Raw genomic sequence first — 23089 nt, 5'->3', positions numbered from 1 at the left:
CGAAGCCCTCGTGGCCGGGTGGTTGTCGGCGGGCACGTTGCGGCTCGGGCCTTCCCGCGCTGTTTTGCCGTCAAGTGTCGCCGTGGGCGGAGGCGGAACGCCGTTCCAGGGCAGCCTGATACCGCGGCGCATACATCGCCGCCAGCCGGATGGCTTCGAATAGGCTTAAGGGATTGGCGGTGCCCTTGCCCGCCTGGTCGAAGGCCGTGCCATGATCCACCGAGGTGCGGATGAAGGGCAGGCCGATGGTGATCGCGATGGTGCGCTGAAAATCCACCATCTTGGTGGCGATATGCCCCTGGTCGTGATACAGCGACAGCACGGCGTCGAAAGCGCCGTTCAGGGCGAGATGGAACACGGAGTCGGCGGCGATGGGGCCGACGGCGTCGATTCCCAGAACCCGCGCGGCGGCGATGGCCGGTTCCAGCTCCCGAACTTCCTCGTCGCCGAACAGGCCGTGCTCGCCGCAGTGGGGATTGAGCCCCGCCACCGCCAGCCGCGGCTGGGGGATGCCCAGGGCTGTCAGCGCCTCGGCGCAGCGCTGGAGATAGTCCAGCACCCGTTGCCGGGTGATCAGTTGAATGGCGCCCGCCAGCGAGACGTGGCGGCTGAGAAAAAACACTTTCAGGGCGAAGACCTGGAACAGGGTCAGCGGATCGGTGGTTCCGGTCAGCCGGCCCAGCAGCTCGGTATGGCCGATATCCTGAATGCCGGCGGCCCGAAAGGCTTCCTTGTTGATCGGGGTGGTGGCCACCGCGTCGATCTGGCCGCTTTGGCACAGCTCGACAGTTTTTTGGATGAACTCGAAGGCGGCGCGGCCGGCTTCCGCCTGTACTTGGCCGAACGCGATCCGTTCGGCATCCACATTGGCCAGATCCACCAGGTCGATCGCACCGGGTCGGTATTGGCCCTGGGCGGGGTCGTCCACGATCCGGACAGTCAAGTCCAGTCCCGCGACCCACAGCGCCCGACGCAGGGCACTGGCTTCGCCGATGACCAAAGGTCTGGCGATGTCGTACAGAGCGGGTTGCGCCAGCGCCATGGCCACGATTTCCGGGCCGATCCCGGCGATGTCGCCCAGGGGAATGCCGATGATGCCGTGGCGGATTGTCTGTTTGTCGCCCATGCCGTCACCTCGTCGCCGGGGTTTGAAAGGTTTCGCGCCTCAAGGGTGAAAACGGGGTCGGACCGTGGTCTCAGGGTGTGCGGTCCCCCAACATGATGGTGTTATACTCCACCGCTTTGCTGGAACCGGCCAGTCCGGACAAGCCATCCGATGCGGCATATCCGCTTCACAATTGTAGACGAGTAGCAGCATGGCAGAGAATCGATATCTCCTGAACACGCAATTGGCGCAGATGCTCAAGGGCGGGGTCATCATGGATGTGGTTGACGTGGAACAGGCCCAGATCGCCCAGGAAGCGGGCGCGGTGTCGGTCATGGCCCTGGAGCGGGTACCGGCCGACATCCGCAAACAGGGCGGAGTGGCGCGCATGTCCGACCCCGGTCTGATCAAGGCCATCAAGGAAGCCGTCACCATTCCGGTCATGGCCAAGGCGCGCATCGGCCATTTTGTGGAAGCGCAGATCCTGCAAGCTCTCAAGATCGATTATATCGACGAGAGCGAGGTGCTGACCCCGGCCGACGAAGAGTGTCATATCGACAAGACCCACTTCGAGATTCCCTTCGTCTGCGGCGCCCGCAATCTGGGCGAGGCGTTGCGGCGGATCGCCGAGGGCGCGGCCATGATCCGCACCAAGGGCGAGGCCGGCACCGGCAACGTGGTGGAGGCGGTGCGCCACATGCGGGCCATGAACCGGGAAATCCGCCAGTTGGTCGGCATTCCGGCCGAGGAAATCATGGGTTTTGCCAAGGCTAACGGTCTGCCCTACGAACTGGCGCTGGAGGTTAGGGCGCTGGGCCGGCTGCCGGTGGTCAACTTTGCGGCCGGTGGCATCGCCACGCCCGCCGACGCCGCTCTAATGATGCAATTGGGTTGCGACGGCGTATTCGTCGGCTCCGGCATTTTCAAGTCGGGCGATCCGGTGCGCCGTGCCCGCGCCATCGTCAAGGCCACCGCCTATTTCAACGATCCCGAAAAACTGCTGGAGGTTTCGATGGATTTGGGCGAGCCGATGCCGGGGCTGGATGTGACCAACATGCCAGGCGAGGAACGCTTGGCGGGGCGGGGCTGGTAATGACCGCGACCGTCGGCGCCGGCCCGGTCGGCGTGCTCGACCTGCAGGGTGGGGTGCAGGAGCACCTCGATCACCTGCGGCGGCTCGGCATCCCCGGCCGGTCGGTCAAGCGCGCCGCTGAACTGGACGGTTTGGCGGGCTTGATCATCCCTGGCGGCGAAAGCACCTGCCTGTCGCGCCTGCTGACGATTTTCGATTTGAGGGAACCGATCGAACAGGCTTATCGGGGCGGTTTGAAGCTGTGGGGTACCTGCGCCGGGGCGATCCTGCTGGCCCGGGAGAATCTTGGCGAAACGCCGTATTTCGGCCTGATCGACATCGCGGTCAGTCGCAACGCCTTCGGCAGTCAGCTCGATAGCTTCAACCGCGCGGCGCTGGTGCCGGCGGTGGCCCGCGAGCCGGTGCCGCTGACCTTTATCCGCGCACCGAAAATCGTGCGGGCCGGGTCCGGCGTGCGGGTGCTGCTGCAACTGGACGACTACATTGCGGCGGCGGAGGACGAGCGGATTCTGGTCACCGTATTTCACCCGGAACTGACTCCAAGCCTGGCATTTCACCGCTACTTCGCTCGCAAGTGCGGTCTGAACCCGGTCGGGACGGACGATGCCGGTCTCGATCCCGATTGGACGCCGCTGAGCTGGACCCACTTCAGCTCCCACGCCTGAAGGTCGTTCGAGGTCCCGGCACCGATCGAGGCGGGGCAGGCGTTTTTTCCTCCGGGCGGTGAGGTCAAGCTCGGCCGGAGCGTTATGGTCGGATTTCAATCGGCGTGCCGTCCGGAATCGTCTGCCAGAGTTCCTCGATTTCTTGGTTGGTGACGGCGATGCAGCCCGCTGTCCAGTCCCGCAGTCGATGCATCGGTCCCATCGATCCCATGCCGTTGGGTAAACCGTGAATCATGATGCTTCCGCCGGCCGAGCGCTTTTGTTTGGCGGCGAAGGCGGCTTCCTGGGGACGAGGATAGGAGATATGCAAGGCGCGGTGGTACGAACTCTCCCGTTTGCGGAAATCAATGACGTAGCGGCCTTCGGGCGTTTTGTTGTCGCCCTCGAACTGCTTGGCGCCCACCGGTTGGCGGCCCAGGGCGATTTCATAACTCTTGAGCGGCCGGTCGTTGCGAAACAGTGTCAGTCGGCGGGCATTTTTCTCCACCAGTACCCGGTCGGCGATACGGTTTGAGAGACGCGGTGGCGGCGGTGGCGACAGCATCGCGTGCTGTTCCACCGGCGTGGTCTGATCGGGGGCTGGCGTCGGAGTGGAGGGTTGCGCGACCGGCGGGGCGGTTTTGTCCATTGGCACCCGGTCGATCGGTGAGCCGGGCGGCGGCGGGCGCAAAAAACGGTAGGCCACGATCGCGCCGTTGATCGCGGTGAGAACCAGAGTGATGGATAACAGAATCCGAAATTTCATGATGGAAGCCGTCGATCTGGACAAGAGCGGATATTGGACGCCCGATGGCGTGAACAATAGGGTAACCAGTCAGCCCGGCTACGGGCAACGGGGATTTGAAGTGCGATTTATATCATCTTCATCCCGCACAACAATCTATCGATGATTTCCGGTTGAAATAGTCAGAAACTGGCTACACTGGGAAGCCCGATCAAGAAAATGGCAATTTCCGGCGGCGGACACACGACATGGCGGCGCGATCGAAAGACTTAAAACGGTCTTCAGTGGGCGAGGTCTATCTGGTGGGTGCTGGCCCCGGCGACCCCGAATTGCTGACGCTCAAGGCGCTGCGTTTGATGAAGCGAGCCGATGTCGTGGTGTACGATCGGCTGGTCGCCCCCGCCGTTCTGGATCTGCTGGAGCCGCGCGTCGAGCGGATTTTCGTCGGCAAGGAACCGGACCACCACACTTTGCCGCAGGATAATATCAATCAGTTGCTGGTGGATCTGGCCTTGCGAGGCCGGCGGGTACTGCGGCTGAAGGGTGGCGATCCATTCATCTTCGGGCGTGGCGGCGAAGAAATTCAGACCCTAATGGCGTTCGGCATCCCGTTTCAGGTGGTGCCGGGCGTGACGGCCGCCGCCGGGTGTGCCGCCTACGCTGGCATTCCGCTGACCCATCGTGATTATGCCCAGGCTTGTGTGTTCGTGACCGGCCATCTCAAGGACGGTACGCTGGATCTGAACTGGCCGGTGCTGGCGCAGCCGCGGCAGACGGTAGTGTTCTATATGGGTCTGAAAAGCGTCGGCCACATCTGTGGCCAGTTGCGCGAACACGGCATGACCGACGACATGCCGGCGGCACTGGTGGAACAGGGGACCACGCCGGAACAGCGGGTATTTTGCGCCACCTTGGCCACGTTACCCGCCATGATCCAGCAGGCTGACATTCACGCGCCAGCGCTGTTGATCGTCGGCGAGGTGGTGAAACTGCATTCGCAACTGATGTGGTTTCGGCCTACCCCGGTGTAGTGCGACCGGCGCGGCAACGCTGTTCAGCGTCCCCTGAATACCCCTCGCGATTGCGGTGCAAGGCCCGCCGGGGCCGGATTGAAAGGCGGGTTGGGCTTGGCCAGCGGTGGACGCGGGCGCGGCGACGGTTCGGGGGGCGGCTGGCGGCAGGCTGGCCACGGTTCGCAAGGCCGGCGCGGCGGCGGGCCAGGCGGGTAGGGTCGGTAGGTCGGCGGATAGGGATAAGAGGGATAAGTGGGGTAGTAGGGCGGTGGATAACCAATGATGGTGCTGTTGTCGTCACTTTGCTGCTGCTGTTCCAGTTGCTGCTTAAGCAAGTTGTTCTGTAGTTGCTGGTTTTTTAGCTCCAGGTTGCGGAGTGCCTGTTCCTGACGTGCTTTTTCCACCGCTTCGCGGTCACTGGCCATTTGTTCGGACAGCGCATTGATGCGTGCGATCTCGGCGGTGGAGTCGGCGTTAGCCGGTCCGGACGGCGGCGACGGCGCGATATCCAGAGCCTGCACCTGTTCGGCGTTCTCCGGTTTTCTTTCGCCGTAGTGAACCCGTCCGCTGGCGTCGGTCCACTTGTAAACCGGCTGTTGGGCGAGCGCGATGGCGGGTGAAGCCAGCCAAACGATCGTATTGAGCAGAAGGGCAAGCGGTCTGTGGTTCATAAGGCGGCTTTGATGGAGCGAGGCACCCATGTATTTATAGGCTAAGGTGCAGGCTCGACGGGTCTGAGGAGGGGTGATCGGGGCAGCGAGTTGCCCGCCCGCCCGCCCGCCCGCCCGCATGGTCGCATGGTCGCATGGTCGCATGGTGGGGTTGCGCGGGAGTTGCTAGAATCCTCAGCCCCATTCCAACCACGAACTAAGGGCATTCTTTTGGACATTCTGTTGATTCTCAAGGCACTGGTTCTGGGCTTGGTGGAAGCCGCCTCGGAATTCCTGCCGATTTCCAGTACGGGCCATCTAATCATTGTAGGAGATTTTCTGGGGTTTACCGGGCCGCGGGCCGAGACCTTCGAGATCTTCATCCAGCTTGGGGCCATTCTGGCGGTGGTATGGATTTACCGGGAACGTCTGCTCAACGTCGCCACCAACGCGCATCGAGATTCAGGGGCGCGGCGGTTGGTGTTGAATCTGCTCATTGCGTTCATGCCGGCGGCGGTGTTGGGCCTGCTACTGCACAAGACCATTACTCACTATTTATTCAACCCCGTCACCGTGGCGGCGGCGCTGGTGGTGGGCGGCGTCGCCATCCTGCTGGTCGAGCGCTATGCTCCGGCCGGTCGGGTGCGGGCGGTCGATGACATGAGCTGGAAGGATGCGTTGGTGGTGGGGGTCGCGCAAAGTCTGGCCCTGTTTCCGGGGGTTTCCCGCTCGGGGGCAACCATTATGGGCGGGATGTTGGGTGGACTGTCACGTTTCGCGGCGACCGAATTTTCATTTTTTCTGGCCGTTCCGACCATGTTCGCCGCAACCTTTTACAGCTTATATAAGGAGTGGGGTCATCTGACGGTGGCGGATGTGCCGATGTTTGCGGTCGGATTCGTGGCGGCGTTTCTGGGAGGGCTGGCGGTGGTGCGTTTTCTGCTGGCTTATGTGGGCAAGCACAGTTTCATCCCCTTCGCCTGGTACCGGATCGTATTCGGCGGCCTGTTACTGGCGTATTTCCACTATCGCCCCTGGGTGGGAAGTTGATCGATGCCGCGGGTGGCGGGCGCGAGTCGATAGCGCTTCTATCTGACGGGTGGGATCACCGGTTCGAACCACCCCGGCGCTGGTGCGCCACCCCTCCTTGTCCAAGGAGCAACTGTGTTGAAACCCCAGGACCTGCATTCCTCGGGAGGTAAGGGGTCTTGGCCTTGAGCATCGCGTTCAGGATCGTCAACAGTTTGCGCATGCAGGCGGTCAGCGCGATCTTGGCGGGTTTGCCGGCCGCCCGCAACCGCGGGTAGAACGCTTTGATCACGGGATTGCACCGGCTGGCGGAGACCGTGGCCATTACAGCACCGCCCGGACCCCGCTCCGCCCGCCGAAGATCATCCGGCGCCCCCGGCACCGGCCCAGCGATTCTTCTCGGCGGTCAATATTTCGACCCACGGCACCACCGCACCCCCCCGGTCGCTTCCCCCCGGAAGATCGGATCGTCGAGAATGAACAGCGCCCCAGCATGGCCGCCAGCGCCGTCAAGATGATCGGCTTGGCCCGCACCGCGCTGGCGCGGATCGAGACGGACCGCGAGCCGCGGTCGCCGTGGTGGATCAAGGGCGGCCGGGTCGTGTCGAAGGTTGGAGCCTCCTCGAAATCCGGGGCGGTTCAGTTTGGCCCCTGGAGCGGATTTGAGTGGCCTCGCATCCGCCGGAACCGCGTGCGACTCGACTCTTCCCCATCGTCGATGGAACGCCCCGACGCTGCGTGGTCTATGCTGGAAACCTTAACGAGAGAACCCATCGTGATACGCCAATTGTTACTGTTGACGCTGAGCATACTGCTGATGTCGCCGGTTTGGGCGACGCCATCGCCGGTGCAGCACTATTTCCAGGATCTCCAATCGCTGCGGGCCGATTTCATCCAGCGGGTATTCGACGAGCGGTCGCGGGTCGTGCAAAGCTCCAGCGGTCGGATGCTGATGCAGAAGCCCGGTAAGTTCCGTTGGGATTATCGAACACCCTCCGAACAGATCATCGTCGCCGACGGCAATCGGCTGTGGGCCTACGATGTCGATCTGGCGCAAGTGACGGTCCGCAAACTGGACAAAGCCCTGGGTTCGACCCCGCTGGCTCTGTTGAGCGGCGCGGCGCCGATCGAAGAGACCTTCACCGTCGGCAGCGCGCGCGGCCAGGATGGGCTGACCTGGTACGAGCTGGCGCCCAAGCAAGCGCAGCCCGAATTCCGCCTGCTGCGAGTCGCTTTCAAAGGCGACCTGCTGGTCAGTCTGGAACTGGAAGACAGTTTCGGGCAGCGCACCCGGCTGGATTTCCAGAAACTGGAGCGCAACCCAACACTCGATCCCGCGCTACTGAAATTCACCCCGCCACCCGGTGTGGACGTGGTCGGTGATGCCGGCTGAAACGCCCGACGCCGACGCACTCCGGCCGCTGGCCGACCGTTTGCGTCCGCGCGGTTTGGATGAGTTTGTCGGGCAGTCCCATCTGTTGGCGCCGGGCAAGCCGTTGCGGGCGGCCATCGAACGAGGCCAGCCGCACTCCATGGTGCTGTGGGGACCGCCCGGCACCGGCAAGACCACCTTGGCGGAACTGCTGGCCGGCGCCTGTCGGGCGGAATTCATCCGGCTATCGGCGGTGATGGCCGGGGTGCGCGAGGTGCGGGCGGCGGTGGAACGAGCGCAGGTGTTGTGGCGCGAACAACGGCGCCGCACCGTGCTGTTCGTGGACGAGGTTCACCGTTTCAACAAGGCTCAGCAGGATGCCTTTCTGCCTTATGTCGAGGACGGTACCCTGACGTTTATCGGCGCCACCACCGAAAACCCCGGCTTCGCCCTCAACAACGCCCTGTTGTCGCGAGTGCGGGTCTACGTGCTGAACAGTCTCGATCCCGCCGCCATCCGCCAGGTGCTGGATCGCGCCCTGAGCGATGTCGGGCGCGGTCTGGGTGGCCGCTGGCCGCTGTCCGAGGCGGAGCGGGACCGCTTGGCCCAGTCCACCGACGGTGACGCGCGTCGTGCCCTGATCTGGCTGGAACTGGCGGCGGAACTGGCGGCGGCGCAAGACACGACCTTGGAAGCCGCGTTGCCGGAGGTGATGAGCGAGGGAGCGGGGCGGCGCTTCGATCGGGGTGGCGATCTGTTCTACGATCAGATTTCCGCCCTGCACAAGGCCGTGCGCGGTAGCAGCCCGGACGCGGCCTTGTACTGGCTGGCCCGGATGCTGGACGGCGGTTGCGATCCCCTGTACCTCGCCCGGCGGGTGGCGCGAATGGCCAGCGAGGATATCGGCAACGCCGACCCGCGCGCCCTGCGACTGGCGCTGAACGCCTGGGAAGCGCAAGAGCGGATGGGCAGTCCCGAAGGCGAACTGGCCATCGCCCAGGCCGTGGTCTATCTGGCGGTCGCGCCCAAGAGCAACGCGGTCTATACCGCGCTGGCGGCGGCGCGGCGCGATGTCGAACATCACGGCACGCTGGAGGTGCCGCCGCATCTGCGCAATGCGCCCACCACGCTGGCGCGGGATCTGGGACACGGCGAGGGTTACCGCTATGCGCACGACGAAGCGAATAACTACGCCGCCGGCGAATGCTACTTTCCCGAAGTGCTGCAAGCCGCCCGCTATTACCAGCCAACCGCCAACGGTCTGGAAGGGCGGATCGGCGAAAAGCTGGAGCGGTTGCGGGAGCTGGATCGGCACAGCAACCGGCGGCGATACTCGTAGAAGCCGTAGAAGCCGTAAGAAAGCTCTTCCCTCCCTCTGGGAAAAAGATCGGGGATGAGGAGGCGTTGCAAACGAACCACTGGGAGCGTGTTTATGAGTCGATTAACGGGTAAAGTCGTGATCGCCCAAGGTGGCGGTCCGACGGCGGTGATCAATCAGAGCTTGGTCGGCGCGGCGCTGGAGGCGCGCAAGTTTCCAGAGGTCACCCGAGTCTGGGGTGCGCGCCACGGGGTGCGCGGTATCGTCGCCGAAACCTTCGTCGATCTGTCCGAGGCGACCACTCACAATCTCGAACGGGTTGCCCACACTCCTTCTTCGGCGTTGGGTTCCACCCGCGACAAGCCGGACGCGGCGTACTGCCAGCGTATTTTTCAGGTATTCAGAAAGCACGATGTCCGCTATTTTTTCTACATCGGCGGCAACGATTCGTCCGACACCGTGCGGATCGTCAACGAATACGCCAGCCGGGAAGGTCATGAACTACGGGCCATCCACATTCCGAAGACCATCGACAACGATCTGCCGGTTAACGACCACTGCCCCGGTTATCCTTCCGCCGCCCGCTTCGTCGCTGGTGCCTTCAGCGGGATCAACGCCGATATGATGGCGTTGCCAGGGGTCTATATCGGTGTGGTCATGGGCCGTCATGCCGGCTGGCTGACGGCGGCCGCGGCGCTGGCCGGTCGGCACGACGACGACGGTCCACACCTGATTTACCTGCCGGAGCGGCCATTTTCGATCGAGCGCTATCTCGCCGACATCGACCGCGCGCACCAGCAACAGGGCCGCTGCGTCGTGGCGATTTCGGAAGGGGTGTGGGCGAGCCGGGACGGGCAGGGCAGGGAAGTTCCGCTCGCGGCCGAGCTGATGCGCAAGGCGGGCCGCGAACCGCGGGCCGATGCCCACGGCAACATCCAGCTTTCCGGCGGCGCGCTGGCCGACGAACTGGCCGATATCGTGCAGAAGCGACTGGGCATCAAGCGGGTGCGCGCGGATACCTTCGGTTATTTGCAGCGCTCGTTTCCGGGCGTGGTATCCAGCGTGGACGCTCGCGAGGCGCGCGAGGTGGGCGAGAAGGCGGTCCATTACGCCTGCGGGCACAACATAAGCGGTTCGGTGGTGATCAAGCGCGTTGGGGATTACGTGGCAAGGTACGAACTGGCCGAGCTGAACGCGATCGCCGCCCAGACCCGGCACCTGCCCGACACGTTCATCAACGCCGAGGGCAACGGGGTGACCGAGGCATTCCGCGGCTATCTGCGGCCGCTGCTCGGCGACGATCTGCCCCGCCTGGAGCGGTTGTGGGCGCCAATGGTCAAGCTGGGCGACTGATCGGGTTCTCGCCGCCTGTTGGCCTAGCGGCGCAGGTAGGCCAGTTCCTTGGGCAGGGCGATGTTGTTACCGAAACAATCTTCGCCGTAGCCGGATTGGGCCAACAACAGCAGGTCGCTCAAGACCCGTTTGTCGCCGGTGAACGCAATGGTCAGGTCGGTCCTGATATCGATCTGGCCGGTGGCCAGCAAATGGGCGATTTCGGCGGTGATGTTTTCCAGCAGGATCCCGGTTCGATCGAATTCGTGCGAGAGTTGCAGTGGCTGTTGGTAGAGAAAGAGCTTACCCTGTTCGGCCAGTTTGAATACGACATCCCGGATGATGGTTTGGATTTGCCGGTCGTTCAAGTTGCCGGCCGGTAACGGAAAGTAACCGATTTCCAGAATCAACCAACGCCTTTTTCTGGCGTTGATCTTCTCGTTGGCCCTGAAAATATCCATGGGCAAACTGGCATCGTAGGATTGGCCGTCCAACTCCATGTGTATGTCGCTGCCGTAATGGCGCACGATTTTCGCGATCAGAGTGGCTGGTCGGACGTGTAATCCTCTGTAGCAAGGAACAGGTACCGTAACCCTTCCCACTTCGGCATACCGTCTGAGCATGGTATACGACAGGGATCGTCCCTGATTGAGGTAAAGCCCCGCAAAAGCGATTGCATAATTCATGAGCATGGCCAGCAGAGTTTGGGGCGCGATGACTGGCTTGCGCCGCAATGAAGAGTCGCCTGTGTCTATATTGAGGTGACGCTCGTAATAGTGGACCAGCTGGGTAGCGATTTCCAATAGGTGATAAACCACGCTGACATGACCACGCAAGATCGGTAAGCCTGCATCCATGCCTTCGACTTCGGTCTCGGAGACGTGGGTGTCGTAAAGAGATTGAAGGCTGTGAAAGCGGAATTTCAAAAAGCGCAGATTGTCCTCGCTGACGGGATCCGGAAAGCAGGCGGAATATTCCGCTGGATCGGTCTTCTCGACGATGTTCAGAAGCTCGCTCTCGGCGGCCAGATTCAGATAGGCGGTGGCGAGTTGGGTGACGGTTTCCGCGGCACTCTTGACCTTGCGCGTGGCTCGGTCTCGCGCCAGACGACCGGAGGGGAGGTGTTCGGTGAATTGCTCTATCGCGGTGTCGTCGACCGGGACCGGCAGGTTCAGACGAGCAGCCTGCACGATAATCCCATGGGTTGCCGTGGCCAGGATTTCGCGGATGAGTTCCAGCGACCGGGCGGTGCTTACGGCGAAGTCCCGGTCGATGGGCAACAGCTGGTAGGATGGCAGAGAGTGCTTGATGTGGAGCAGTTTGTAACAGACGTCGGCAAATAGCTTGATGGTGGCGGTCAGCGATCGAAACCGGGACCAACGGTGGTTGTTGCGCGCGCCATAAGCATCAAGAAATTCTTCCAGTTGAATGGATTGAGATAATAAATCACCTATAAAAATGCGGCTTACATAGCCGGAATTTGAGTTTTTCGTCGAAAATAGCCGTGCCAGTTGCAACAAACGGCGGGCGCGTTTGCCGGTTAGATAAGTGAATTCATGGTCGTTGATGGTGCCCGTCGCCACAAACGGCTTCGGGTCTTTTTCAAGGGTCATGACGGTATCTCTTTGGCTCCGCCAATCTGGCCAAGGCGTTGAACCGATGAATCCAGTCGGAAGAGTAGCTTACTCGCTACCGGTTATCATGATGGCCACTAGATAAAATGACAACCCGATTAGTAAAGGGTATTTAGAGTGCATTGGCGATGGATTCTCCATGCTGGTCATGGATGCGTTGCGTCAAGACCGAGCATGACGGCTTAATAACCAGACCAACAACATGGTTATTATTTACGCTCATAATAAATATAGCTAAACCAGAACCTTCTGTGAGGCGCGTTTTATATCATCATATTTTTTACCAGACAACAGGAAAAATTGACATACGCCAAAGTTAAGCTTTACTTTCCAACGTCCGTTCACGCGCTACCGCAAGTACGCGTGGACACACAAGGTAGGAGACTTCGGCAACAAGGTCGGGGACAGGACCGAGCCAACGCGCAACTACCGTCACTACACAAAATCCGAGGAGTAACTAATGGCTCTTAAAGAAGTCGTGATTGTCAGCGCCGCTCGCACGGCGATCGGTAAATTCATGGGCAGCCTCAAGGACGTATCGGCTCGCGATCTGGCGATAACCGCGGCCAAGGGTGCGATCGAACGGTCTGGCGTTCCAGCCGACAAGATCGACGAAATCTGCATGGGCCAACTGTACACCGGGATGCAGGGCTCCCTGCCGGCCCGCCAGGTGAGCATGCGGGTTGGCTTGCCCGCCCACAGCAGCGCCGTATCGGTCAACCAGAATTGCACGTCCGGCATGCGCGCGCTGGAGATCGCTTGCCATAACATCATGTTGGGCCAGACCGAAATCGGCTTGGCGGTCGGCGTTGAGAGCATGACCAATGCGCCCTACCTGCTGCCCAAGGGCCGCATGGGCTACCGGATGGGGCAGGGCAACATCGAAGACAGCATGATTCATGACGGCCTGTTCGACGAACTGGTGCCCGGTCACATGGCCATGACGGCGGAAAACGTCGCGACCAAGTACGGCATTACCCGCCAGGAATGCGATGAACTGGCGTTGATCAGCCACACTCGTTGCACCACCGCCACCAAGGAAGGCGTTTTCAAGCGCGAGATCGTGCCGGTCGAACTCAAGTCCAGAAAGGGTTCAACTTTCTTCGATACCGACGAAAACTTTATCCCCAACGCCAGCATGGAAAGTGTTGGCAAGCTGAAGCCGGCCTTCAAGAAAGATGGCGTGGTCACCGCCGCCAACGCCTCCAGCATCAATGATGGCGCCAGCGCGGTGGTCGTCATGTCTCTGGACAAGGCCAAGGAATTGGGTATCAAGCCCTTGATGAAGCTGGTCGGCATCTGCAACGCCGGCATCGAGGCGGAAGTCATGGGGCTGGGTCCGGCGGTGGCGATTCCGAAGTGCCTCAAGCAGGCCGGTTTGAAGTTTGAAGACATCGATTACTGGGAAGTTAACGAAGCCTTCGCCGCGCAGTGGTTGGGCGTTGGGCGGATGCTGAAAGAGCAGGGGATGAGCCTGACTCCGGATAACTGCAACTTCAACGGATCCGGCATTGCCCTGGGCCATCCGGTCGGTTCGACTGGCCTGCGTATCGTGGTCAGTCTGTACTATGAGCTGGAACGGCAAGGCAAGAGCATGGGTGGCGCTTCCTTGTGTGTCGGCACGGGTCCGTCGATGGCCTCGCTGTGGACCCGCGACGTCTAAATTGACCTGAGTTTTTGCGCCATAAGGCGGCCTGAAAGGGCCGCCTTATCAAAATCCCGTATTTATATCATCATCTAAAATCCATGCCTTCAACTCCGATATAATCCCGCCCCAGCCAAATAACCAAACACAGGATCATCACACCTCTATGCTGGACCCCAAACTCCTCAGAAGCGAACCGGAACAAACCGCCACTAAACTAGCCCGGCGCGGTTACACGCTGGACGTAGAGTTCATCAGCACCCTGGAAACCCAGCGCAAGAATCTGCAAATTCGAACACAGGAACTACAGAACGAGCGCAACATCCGCTCCAAGACCATCGGTCGCGCCAAGGCCAGCGGACAGGATATCCAGCCGTTACTCAACGAAATCGCCTCCCTCGGCGACGAACTCAAACAAGCCGAAAGTGAGCTGGACGCCATGCAGCTCCAGTTACTCGCTCTCCAACTGGAAATTCCCAACACGCCTCACGACAGCACCCCGAGCGGTAGTCGCGATTCCGACAATGTCGAAATCCGTCGTTGGGGAGAGCCACGCCAACTTCCATTCGAACCGCGCGATCATGTGGACTTGGGCGCGGACGGTGGTCTGAACTTCGAGGCGGCGGCCAAACTAACCGGAGCCCGATTCGTGGTCATCCAAGGCCAGCTGGCTCGATTGCAGCGGGCGTTGACCCAGTTCATGCTCGACCTGCACACGCAGGAACACGGCTATCGAGAAGTCTATGTACCCTACCTGGTCAACGCTGATAGCCTGCGCGGCACCGGACAACTACCAAAATTCGAATCCGACCTGTTTAAACTCAGTGGCGATCTAAGCTACTACCTCATCCCCACCGCGGAAGTCCCCGTCACTAACCTGGCGCGCGGCGATATCCTCGAAGCCGACCGCCTCCCGCTGCGCTACGTCGCACACACCCCCTGCTTTCGCAGCGAGGCCGGTTCCTACGGCAAGGACGTGCGCGGCATGATCCGCCAGCACCAGTTCGAAAAGGTGGAACTGGTACAAATGGTCTGTCCCGAAGACTCCTACGCAGCGCTGGAAGCGCTGACCAGCCACGCCGAGACCGTGTTGCAGCGGCTGGAACTCCCTTACCGGGTCATGGCCCTTTGCACAGGTGACATCGGCTTCGCCTCGGCTAAAACCTACGATCTGGAAGTCTGGCTACCCGGGCAACAAAAATATCGGGAAATCTCCTCATGCAGCAATTTCGAGGATTTTCAGGCCCGACGACTACAAGCCCGCTGGCGCAATCCCGCCACGGGAAAACCGGAATTGGTTCACACGCTGAACGGCTCCGGCCTGGCGGTGGGCAGAACCTTGGTGGCGGTGATCGAGAACTACCAAGACGAGCGAGGCCACATTCAAGTTCCCGAGGTGCTCAAACCTTACCTGAAAGGGCTGGAAACCATCATCCCCGACGGGCGCTAAGCCGCCAGAACCGCAGGTTCAGCAGCACGGCGGCCACAGTCAGACCCACGATCAAACCCAGCCACGGACCGGCTGGTCCCAAACCCTCGCGAACTCCCAGACAAGCCAGCGGAAAGGCCAGCAGCCAATAAGCAACCAATACAATCACCAAGGGCAGCCGGGTGTCCTTAAGACCACGCAGCGCGCCTAGCGCCCCCACCTGCAAGCCATCGGAAATCTGGAATAGCGCGGCCAATTGCAACAAATCCGCCGCCACCGCCACCACCGCGGCATCATCGGTATAGAAACGCGCTATCGTTCGATGGCCGATGAAGATCAGTACCGCCATGGCCGCCATGAACAAACCGGATAGGACGATACCGATCAAGCCGCTGAATCGGGCCGCGCGTGAATCGCCAGCACCCATGGCATGTCCCACCCGCACAGTGGTGGCCATACTCAAGCCCAGTGGGATCATGAAGGTCATGGCCGCTACATTCAAAGCCACCTGATGCGCGGCCGCCGCCACCGCGCCGAGCCGGCCCAGCAACAGGGCGACGGTGGCGAAAATGGCGGTTTCCAAAAACAGCCCGATCCCAATAGGTAATCCCAAGGCCATCAACGGTCGCAATTCCCGCCAACATGGCCAAGTCCATTGTCGAAACAAGCCATAGCGGTGATAGTGGGTATCCAAGCACATCACGACGATCATACCCGCCAGCATCGTCCACATGCCAAGAGCGGTTGCAATCCCGCAGCCCAGCGCACCCATGGGCGGAAAACCCCAATGACCGAAAATCAGTATGTAGTTGGCTGAAACATCGACCGCCAACCCCAGCAGACTGACCAGCAGAACCGGACGGGTTCGAGCGACCCCTTCACTAAACAAGCGCAGACCCATATAGACGAAGATTGGCGGCATCCCCCAAGACAGCGCCCGCAAGTAATCGCCGGCAATGGGCACGATAACCGATTCGATGCCCAACAAGGTCAATCCAGCCTCCATCTGACGCAACGTCACCCAGCAAAACAAACCCAAGGCTGCCCCCAGCCACAACGCCTGCCGAACCAGCGGTGCGATCGCGGCGATTCGACCAGCACCGTTGAGTTGGGCCACGGAGGGGCTAAGCGCCATCAGGATACCCAGCGCGAACAAGAACAGGGCGTGCCACAGTCCAGTCCCGATGGCCACCGCGGCGAGCTCAATCGGCCCAACCCGGCCCATCATGACCGTATCGAAAAACCCCATCGCCGTCTGTACCAACTGAGCGGCTACCAGCGGGCCGCCAATCCGAAGCAGGGCAGCAAGTTCGCCGCGCAAGCGGAGACTGAAAAGTGGCGATGGCCGGCGACTCATGGTGGCGCGATCCGACTAATGAAGACACTGGCGTTCCCATCGAGCGATGATAGTATGGCGTCCCCCCGGGAAAAGAGGCTCTGGCCACTCCATTCAGGTGCAAACAACGCCATGATCATCATTCTGGATCCAAACATTACGGAGATCTCCGAAGCGTATCGGATAACGCTCGACCATCTGTCCCGGATGCCAGGCATCACCATGCGTGTTCATAAGGTGCAGGGTGCACAACAGGCGCTCACCGAGATTTACCTGATCGGTGACACCAAAACCTTGTCGACCGAGGATCTTCATGCCTTGCCGGGGGTGGAACGGGTCATCCGGGTATCCGAAGAGTACCGTATTCTGGGCCGGCACCAGGACGAGAAACGCACCAACGGCTTCGAATACAACGGCATCCGATTCGGTCAGGACACCCTGAATATCTTCGCCGGGCTGTGTGCCGTGGATACTCCCGAACATGTGGAGCAGATGCTCGCGGCCCTGCGGGACCACGGACAGACCTGCACACGGATGGGCGCTTACAAACCTCGCACCAATCCCTATTCCTTTCAAGGACATGGTAAGGATTGTCTGCCATATGTATTCGATCTGGCGGGCCAATACGGCATCAAGGTCATCGCCATGGAGATCACCCACGAGGATCATCTAACGGAAATCCATGAAAGCCTGGAGCAGGCCGGACGACCCACGGGAGTCATGGTGCAAATCGGCACGCGCAACACGCAGAATTTCGAGTTACTGAAAGCGGTGGGGCGCCAGCAAGAATTTCCAGTGCTGTTCAAGCGGGGGTTCGGCATCACCCTGAACGAGTCGCTCAACGCCGCCGAGTATCTAGCCAGCGAGGGCAATTCACGGGTGGTATTTTGCCTGCGCGGGGTGAAAACCAACATGGGCGACCCACACCGCAACCTGGTGGATTTCAGTCAAGTACCGGTAATCAAGCGGCTGACCCGCATGCCGGTATGCGTCGATCCCTCGCATTCGGTCGGTTCGCGCGAGCATTCTCCGGACGGGATTCTGGATCTGATGCACGCCGCCGCACAGGGCGTGATAGCCGGTGCCAACATGGTGCTGGTGGATTTCCATCCGGAACCGACCAAGGCGTTGGTGGATGGCCCGCAAGCCCTATTATTGAGCGAACTGGGCTGGTTCCTGGATGATCTTGCTTTGGCGCGGGAATGTTACGAGAAGCGGCTGGCGCTCAGCCGCCAGCGGCACGGCCAACACTGAAGTTCCTACCGGCGAAGCAAGAGGTCCCGTGCCTGGTTGATCCGCGCGGCCAGATAACTGGAGCCGCCCTGATCAGGATGAACCCGCTGGATCAAACGACGGTAGGCAGCCTGGATTGCGTCGTGGCTGGCGCCGGGTTGCAGATCGAGGATCCGATAGGCTTCAGCCTGGTCCATATGATCGTTTTTCGTGGCTTGCGTCCAACCTTTCCGCCCAATGTCCGCCTGTTCGCGCCAACCCGCATCGACATGACGATCCAGATAGGCTTCCAGCACCGCCGCCGACTGCGGATCGGACTGACACTCCCGCCAGAGTTCCAACAGTTCCGGGAGGATCAGGTCTTGCAGGGAACGACCGACGAACCGGCCGGCGCGAACCGAGCCAGACATGACACCGGAGGCATGATCGAGCGTCATGACCAGGAAGCGGGTTGTAACGGCGGATTGGTCTGGACCGGTGCTCTGACCGGCTGAAGCCGGGGAGGGAAGCTTCAACCAGCGAACCAGAAATGGCGCCAGCACGGCGAGCAACGGCACGGCGATCTCAGCGCCGCCGCGCAGGGTCAACAGTAACAGGAAGCCGGCAATTCCAGCCGCCGCCAACATGCGCGGCAAGCGGGCGCCCGACCCCGACCGGCGTAGCCGGCGGACCAACAAGTACAGGCCGGTCAACACGGCCGCGACCAGCAGCATGCGAATCAGCATCAATCTTCTCAGATCTGGCGGGTTAACTGCCGGATTAGATCGCCACGGTGTCGGCTGAATTCTTCCAGCGCCGGACGCCCTCCCGCGGCATAGACCGCCACGGCGGCGAGCAACTCGCGCAATTGCCGGGCGCTGCCGCTATCGAAGACGCAGTAGGCGCCGTGTGCCAGCCGGGCGATTTCCCGGAAACCCAACGCGGCGTCGGAATCATTACCTTCCTGAAAGACAAAGGCCGGCACTCCCAACAACCCCAGTTGACCGGCCTGATGGCAAAGGGGATCAACCGGCTCTTCCAGGCAATCGCCAACCAGAACCAAGGCGTTAACCCGATGCAGCCGGGTTTCGCGAGTGGCGTGTTCCAGCACCCGACCGATCTGGGTCAAGCCACCCCGGCATTGCACCGAAGTCATGCGTCGCTTCAGGTCGGCGGAGTCGGTCAGCCACGGTTCGACCTGAAACTCACCATGGCCCCGGTACCAGACCAGCTGCAGGGCCAGCCCACCGATCTCCGCCGTCGCCGCGAACATATCCCCTTGCCACTGGCAGGCTCGATCCCAAGTTGGCTGGCGGCTGGCGGTGGCATCCAGGGCGAAAATCAGTCGGCCACGCGGTTGCGCGGCGACGGGAGTGCGGGCTGCCGCCCGCAGGAATCGGGCGACCTCGCTCTCCGTGGAGCGCGGCAGGGAGAGCGAGAAGGGTAAATCCTGATCCGTCATTTGCTACTTCTGCAACACGTAGGTGCCCGGTGCCTCGCAAATCGGGTACAGCCCTTTTCCCGGCATACCCATCGGTGGGGGCGAGACCTGATGCGCCGCCGAATGTTTGACCAGCCACGCCTCCCAAGCTGGCCACCATGAGCCTTCCTGCTTGGGTACGGTCGCCTGCCAGGTCTCCGGATCGATGTAGCGGTCTTGGTCGCTGCGGCAGGCGGCCTGGAAGCTGCGCCGCCGATGACCCGGTTCACTAACGATACCGGCGTTGTGGCCACCGCTAGTCAACAGGAAAGTCACTTCATCGGCATCCGCCAGCAGGTTGATCTTATAGACCGACCGCCAGGGCGCGACGTGATCCTGTTCGGTGGCAACCGTAAAGACCGGCGCGCGGATGTCCGTGATGGAGATGGTCCGGTCATCGACTTTATAATGGCCGGTGGCGAGCTCGTTGCCGAGGAAGATATGCCGCAGATATTCGGAGTGCATGCGGAATGGCATCCGGGTCTGATCGGCGTTCCAGGCCATCAGATCGTTGAGCGGCTGACGGCGGCCCAGCAAATAATCATGGACTATCCGCGACCAGATTAGATCGTTGGAGCGCAACATTTGGAAGGCGCCCACCATCTGGTCGGCATCCAAATAGCCCTGATCCCACATCATGTCTTCCAGGAAGGAGACCTGACTTTCGTTGATGAACAACAGCAGTTCACCCGCTTCGGTGAAATCGGTCTGAGCCGCGAACAGGGTCAGGGTCTTAAGTCGATGATCGCCGTCGCGGGCCATGGTGGCGGCGGTGAGCGTTAGCAAGGTGCCACCGAGGCAATAGCCAACTGTGTGGACCTTGCATCCGGGCAAAATCGTGGAAATGGCGTCCAGCGCCGCCATCACGCCATACTGCTGGTAATCGTCCATGCCGAGGTCGCGATCCGCGGCGGTCGGGTTTTTCCAGGAGATCATGAAGACCGTATGGCCTTGTTCCACCAGGTACTTGATCATGGAGTTATGCGGCGACAGGTCGAGAATGTAGTACTTCATGATCCAGGCCGGCACCACCAGGATCGGCTCAGCGTACACCTGAGCGGTAGTTGGCTGATATTGGATCAGTTCGATCAAGTGGTTACGGAAGATCACTTTACCCGGAGTGACGGCTACATCGCGGCCGACCACGAATTGCTCCGCCTCGGTGCCCAACTGCTTACCGGCCACTACCTTTTCCATATCGGCCATAAAGTTGGTCCAGCCACGGACCAGGTTTTGACCCCCTTCCTCCATGGTGGCCTTGAGGATCTCCGGGTTGGTGAGTGGCGAGTTGGAAGGCGAGAACATATCGAGGATCTGCCGCGTCACGAAGGAGATAATCGCTTCATTCTGTTTATCGACACCGCGGATATGGGTCGTGGCGTTGTGCCACCATTGCTGAGTCAGCAGAAACGACTGCGAAATGAGATTGTAGGGCCATTGCCGCCAGCTTTCGCTATCGAAACGGTGGTCCTGAGACAGAGGCTCGATGGAGGGTGGGATCTCCGGATTCTGGCTCGCCTTGAACGCGTACAGTGCCAGCCGCACCATCTTTCGAATCGCTTTTTCGTTCAGCAGCGCCTGTTTGCCCGGAGAAAGGCCCAAATGCATCAACCAGTCGAGGTAGGCCATGGCCAGCACCGCTGGTGAGGTGCCGGCCGTACCGCGAGCAAGGTTGGCGCTGACCATCCGGTCGATGGTTTCGGGAATGTGGTTGCCGAGGAACGAGCGCTCGATGCCATAGGCGCGGTGCGCCGAGGCCTTTTGGCCAGACGGACCGAGCCAGGAACGAATCGGTTTGGGGGCAGGCTTGATTTCAGGGGTGGCCGGCTGCTCGGGCGTCGCTGTTTGGACGGGGGAAACCGGGGTGGTTTGCTTGGAATCAGACATAATTGCACACCTCACGGATACGAGGATCACGCGGTGCCGGACAGCGATGGAAGCGGCAGGTCCGCCGTTGCTCGCACCGCCCTCACAGTGTAACGCAAACCGGGACCGGCTTGTATCCAGCGCTTTACTTGCGCTGCTTGCGGTGGTCCACCACCCGCACGGCCTTACCTTCGGAACGGGGAATTTCGCCGATGGTCTTAACCACGACCTTGGCGGTTACGCCGATGAAATCCTTGATGTCCTTCTGAGCCTTGAGCGCCACCCGATCCATCGCGTCCCGACCTTGGGCGACCAGCGGCGGGCTGCCTTCCACATTGACCGTCAGCAGGTCGAGATTATTCTCGCGGGATATTTCCAGTTGGTAAAACGGCGACAGCGTTTCGGTCTGCATGAGGATCGCCTCGACCTGTGAAGGGAACACGTTGACTCCGCGGATAATCAGCATGTCGTCGGTGCGCCCGGTAACGCGCTGCATGCGAACGTGGGTCCGGCCGCAGCGGCAGGGCGCGGGGTTGAGCACCGAGATGTCGCGGGTGCGATAGCGGATGACTGGAAAGGCTTCCTTGGTCAGCGAGGTGATGACGATCTCACCCGGTTCACCGTAGGGAATCGGCTGACCCGTATTGACATCGACCGCTTCGATCAGGAAGTGATCCTCGAACACATGCAGGCCATCCTTGGCTTCGAGGCACTCGATCCCCACGCCGGGGCCGATCACCTCGGACAGACCGTAAATGTCGATCGCATCGATGCCCAGCCGCGATTCCAGCTCGTAGCGCATTTCCTCGGTCCAGGGCTCGGCGCCGAACACGCCGACCTTGAGTGACAACTTGCGCAGATCCACGTTCATGTCCTCGGCGGTTTCGGCGAGGTTGAGGGCGTAGGACGGTGTGCAGGACAGGCCGGTAGGTTCGAAATCCCGCATCAGCATGATCTGGCGCTGGGTTTGGCCACCGGAAATCGGGGTGACCATAACGCCCAGTTCCTCGGCGCCATAGTGCAACCCCAATCCGCCGGTGAACAGCCCGTAGCCGTAAGCGTTGTGCAGGCGATCGCCGGGCCGCATCCCGGCGGCGGCCAGACTGCGGGCCATCACTCGCGCCCAAGTGCGAATGTCGCGGTGGGTGTAGCCAACCACCGTGGGCTTGCCGGTGGTACCGCTGGAGGCGTGGATGCGCACCACCTGATCGGTGGGGACGGCGAACATGCCGAAGGGGTAATTCTCGCGCAGGTTTTCCTTCTTGGTGAATGGCAACAGCCGGACGTCGGCCACGGACTGGATATGGCTCGGCCTGACGCCGAGTTCATCCATGGCTTCACGGTAGTAGGCGACCGTCTGATAACAGCGCTCAACGGTGGCGCGCAACCGGTGCAGTTGCAGGTTCTGGAGTTCTTCGCGCGGCAGGGTTTCCTGTTCGATATCAAGAATCATGGGGCTCGGTTCCATTGTTCCGTGTTAAGAAAGGGTTGGGGGGCAAAGGGCGGATTTCCCGACGCTTCAAGCCGCTGGCAGAGTTTCGGCGAGCAGTTCGTATCCCAGTTCTCTCAGCCTTCGGTTCAGGGCGCGCGGGTCGCCGGCGCGGTAGCGCACCACCGCCACGCGCAGACCGCTTTGATCGGGGTGTGGGGGCGAGACGACGGTGGCGATGTAGCCACCAGCGTCGTTGATCGCGGCCAGCAGCTTGCCCAATTGACCAATGGTATCGGGTAGATGCACGGCGATGCGGGCGGTGTCCCACATCAGGCATCCGGTGATGTCCAGGAAAAAATCCAGTAGATCTTCATGGGTGACGATACCCACCAATTCGCCGCTTTCCGTTACCACCGGCAGGCAACCGATCTTTTCCTGGCGAAGCAGGCGCGCGGCTTCCTCGACCAGGGTATCGGGCGCGCAGGTGATGATCCTGGTGCGCATGACCTTGGCGGCGCTGAGCTTGCCCAATAGATAGTTGGCCTCGCCGACCGACAGGGTGGTGACCGACGAGGGCGAAACCCGTTCGAGGTCGTGGGAGGTGATCAGTCCGACCAGATGGCTGTCGCGCACGACCGGTAGATGGCGGATGCGGTGGTCGCGCATCAGTGCCGCCAGTTGCGGCAGGCGGGTCTCCTCGGCGACCCACACCACTTCGCGGGTCATGATCCGGTCTACATACATGGTGCCTGTC

The 23089-nt window shown here is 61.1% G+C and carries 20 protein-coding genes and 1 pseudogene; 10 read left to right on the top strand and 11 right to left on the bottom strand.

From position 1 onward, the window contains the following. Positions 1 to 70: 70 nt before the first annotated feature. Entirely contained in the window at positions 71 to 1108 is a 1038-nt protein-coding gene (pdxA, locus tag IPM89_05830) for a 4-hydroxythreonine-4-phosphate dehydrogenase PdxA (protein ID QQS55809.1), read from the bottom strand. A gap of 208 nt (positions 1109 to 1316) precedes the next feature. On the opposite strand from pdxA, the gene pdxS reads away from it, so the two are divergent. Both pdxS and pdxT read left to right on the top strand, forming a co-directional pair. After that, positions 1317 to 2198 (top strand): pyridoxal 5'-phosphate synthase lyase subunit PdxS, encoded by an 882-nt coding sequence (gene pdxS / locus IPM89_05825; GenBank protein QQS55324.1) that lies wholly within the window; start codon positions 1317 to 1319, stop codon positions 2196 to 2198. Next, a complete protein-coding gene (pdxT, locus tag IPM89_05820; GenBank protein QQS55323.1) occupies positions 2198 to 2863 on the top strand; it encodes a pyridoxal 5'-phosphate synthase glutaminase subunit PdxT in 666 nt (221 codons plus the stop codon). The genes pdxS and pdxT overlap by 1 nt, the downstream gene beginning before the upstream one ends. Positions 2864 to 2945: 82 nt before the next feature. On the opposite strand, the gene IPM89_05815 is transcribed toward pdxT, so the two are convergent. Next, complete coding sequence (locus tag IPM89_05815) at positions 2946 to 3608, bottom strand: L,D-transpeptidase family protein (protein QQS55322.1); 663 nt, start codon at positions 3606 to 3608, stop codon at positions 2946 to 2948. Positions 3609 to 3835: 227 nt separating this feature from the next. Here IPM89_05815 and cobA point away from each other — a divergent pair, with 227 nt between their 5' ends. Continuing rightward, positions 3836 to 4618, top strand: coding sequence for a uroporphyrinogen-III C-methyltransferase (cobA, locus tag IPM89_05810; GenBank protein QQS55321.1), 783 nt, complete (start codon positions 3836 to 3838; stop codon positions 4616 to 4618). Between the two features lie 23 nt (positions 4619 to 4641). Here cobA and IPM89_05805 read toward each other — a convergent pair whose 3' ends face one another. Further along, positions 4642 to 5271, bottom strand: a complete 630-nt coding sequence (locus IPM89_05805; GenBank protein QQS55320.1) for a DUF4124 domain-containing protein — start codon at positions 5269 to 5271, stop codon at positions 4642 to 4644. Between the two features lie 210 nt (positions 5272 to 5481). Between IPM89_05805 and IPM89_05800 the strand changes: the two genes are divergently transcribed. Continuing rightward, complete coding sequence (locus tag IPM89_05800) at positions 5482 to 6300, top strand: undecaprenyl-diphosphate phosphatase (GenBank protein ID QQS55319.1); 819 nt, start codon at positions 5482 to 5484, stop codon at positions 6298 to 6300. Positions 6301 to 6463: 163 nt separating this feature from the next. Here the strand turns inward: IPM89_05800 and IPM89_05795 are convergent. Further along, positions 6464 to 6657 (bottom strand): annotated as a pseudogene (locus IPM89_05795) (transposase). Positions 6658 to 6772: 115 nt separating this feature from the next. Here IPM89_05795 and lolA point away from each other — a divergent pair. The 3 genes from lolA (at position 6773) to IPM89_05780 (ending at position 10322) form a co-directional block, all read left to right on the top strand. Continuing rightward, positions 6773 to 7672, top strand: coding sequence for an outer membrane lipoprotein chaperone LolA (lolA, locus tag IPM89_05790; GenBank protein ID QQS55318.1), 900 nt, complete (start codon positions 6773 to 6775; stop codon positions 7670 to 7672). After that, positions 7662 to 8990: a replication-associated recombination protein A gene (locus tag IPM89_05785; GenBank protein QQS55317.1), complete on the top strand. Its 1329-nt coding sequence runs from the start codon at positions 7662 to 7664 to the stop codon at positions 8988 to 8990. The genes lolA and IPM89_05785 overlap by 11 nt, the downstream gene beginning before the upstream one ends. 93 nt (positions 8991 to 9083) lie before the next feature. Further along, on the top strand, positions 9084 to 10322 hold the full coding sequence (locus IPM89_05780; GenBank protein QQS55316.1) for a 6-phosphofructokinase: 1239 nt from the start codon (positions 9084 to 9086) through the stop codon (positions 10320 to 10322). 23 nt (positions 10323 to 10345) lie between these two features. On the opposite strand, the gene IPM89_05775 is transcribed toward IPM89_05780, so the two are convergent. Further along, the gene (locus tag IPM89_05775) at positions 10346 to 11914 is read right to left on the bottom strand and encodes a hypothetical protein (GenBank protein QQS55315.1); all 1569 of its coding nucleotides are present in this window, start codon (positions 11912 to 11914) and stop codon (positions 10346 to 10348) included. Positions 11915 to 12395: 481 nt separating this feature from the next. Between IPM89_05775 and IPM89_05770 the strand changes: the two genes are divergently transcribed. Both IPM89_05770 and serS read left to right on the top strand, forming a co-directional pair. Next, on the top strand, positions 12396 to 13598 hold the full coding sequence (locus IPM89_05770) for an acetyl-CoA C-acyltransferase (protein QQS55314.1): 1203 nt from the start codon (positions 12396 to 12398) through the stop codon (positions 13596 to 13598). Positions 13599 to 13746: 148 nt separating this feature from the next. Continuing rightward, positions 13747 to 15030 (top strand): serine--tRNA ligase, encoded by a 1284-nt coding sequence (gene serS / locus IPM89_05765; GenBank protein QQS55313.1) that lies wholly within the window; start codon positions 13747 to 13749, stop codon positions 15028 to 15030. On the opposite strand, the gene IPM89_05760 is transcribed toward serS, so the two are convergent. Then, positions 15011 to 16366, bottom strand: coding sequence for an MATE family efflux transporter (locus IPM89_05760; protein ID QQS55312.1), 1356 nt, complete (start codon positions 16364 to 16366; stop codon positions 15011 to 15013). The two genes, serS and IPM89_05760, sit on opposite strands and share 20 nt — an antisense overlap. A gap of 111 nt (positions 16367 to 16477) precedes the next feature. Here IPM89_05760 and IPM89_05755 point away from each other — a divergent pair, with 111 nt between their 5' ends. Beyond that, the gene (locus IPM89_05755) at positions 16478 to 17599 is read left to right on the top strand and encodes a 3-deoxy-7-phosphoheptulonate synthase (protein ID QQS55311.1); all 1122 of its coding nucleotides are present in this window, start codon (positions 16478 to 16480) and stop codon (positions 17597 to 17599) included. 5 nt (positions 17600 to 17604) lie between these two features. Here IPM89_05755 and IPM89_05750 read toward each other — a convergent pair whose 3' ends face one another. The 5 genes from IPM89_05750 to IPM89_05730 form a co-directional block, all read right to left on the bottom strand. Next, complete coding sequence (locus tag IPM89_05750) at positions 17605 to 18303, bottom strand: DnaJ domain-containing protein (protein ID QQS55310.1); 699 nt, start codon at positions 18301 to 18303, stop codon at positions 17605 to 17607. A gap of 8 nt (positions 18304 to 18311) precedes the next feature. Then, positions 18312 to 19019 carry a VWA domain-containing protein gene (locus IPM89_05745; GenBank protein QQS55309.1) on the bottom strand — a complete coding sequence of 236 codons (708 nt, stop codon included), beginning with the start codon at positions 19017 to 19019 and terminating at the stop codon, positions 18312 to 18314. A gap of 3 nt (positions 19020 to 19022) precedes the next feature. Next, positions 19023 to 20924, bottom strand: a complete 1902-nt coding sequence (locus IPM89_05740; GenBank protein ID QQS55308.1) for a polyhydroxyalkanoic acid synthase — start codon at positions 20922 to 20924, stop codon at positions 19023 to 19025. 124 nt (positions 20925 to 21048) lie between these two features. Beyond that, positions 21049 to 22356, bottom strand: coding sequence for a phenylacetate--CoA ligase (locus IPM89_05735; GenBank protein ID QQS55307.1), 1308 nt, complete (start codon positions 22354 to 22356; stop codon positions 21049 to 21051). A gap of 66 nt (positions 22357 to 22422) precedes the next feature. After that, positions 22423 to 23079 carry a CBS domain-containing protein gene (locus IPM89_05730; GenBank protein ID QQS55306.1) on the bottom strand — a complete coding sequence of 219 codons (657 nt, stop codon included), beginning with the start codon at positions 23077 to 23079 and terminating at the stop codon, positions 22423 to 22425. Positions 23080 to 23089: the final 10 nt, after the last annotated feature.

It is taken from the genome of Candidatus Competibacteraceae bacterium (assembly GCA_016699715.1).
Lineage (GTDB): Bacteria > Pseudomonadota > Gammaproteobacteria > Competibacterales > Competibacteraceae > Competibacter.
The sequence above is the reverse complement of the archived record's forward strand: the minus strand, read 5'-3'. Positions and strand labels throughout refer to the sequence as shown.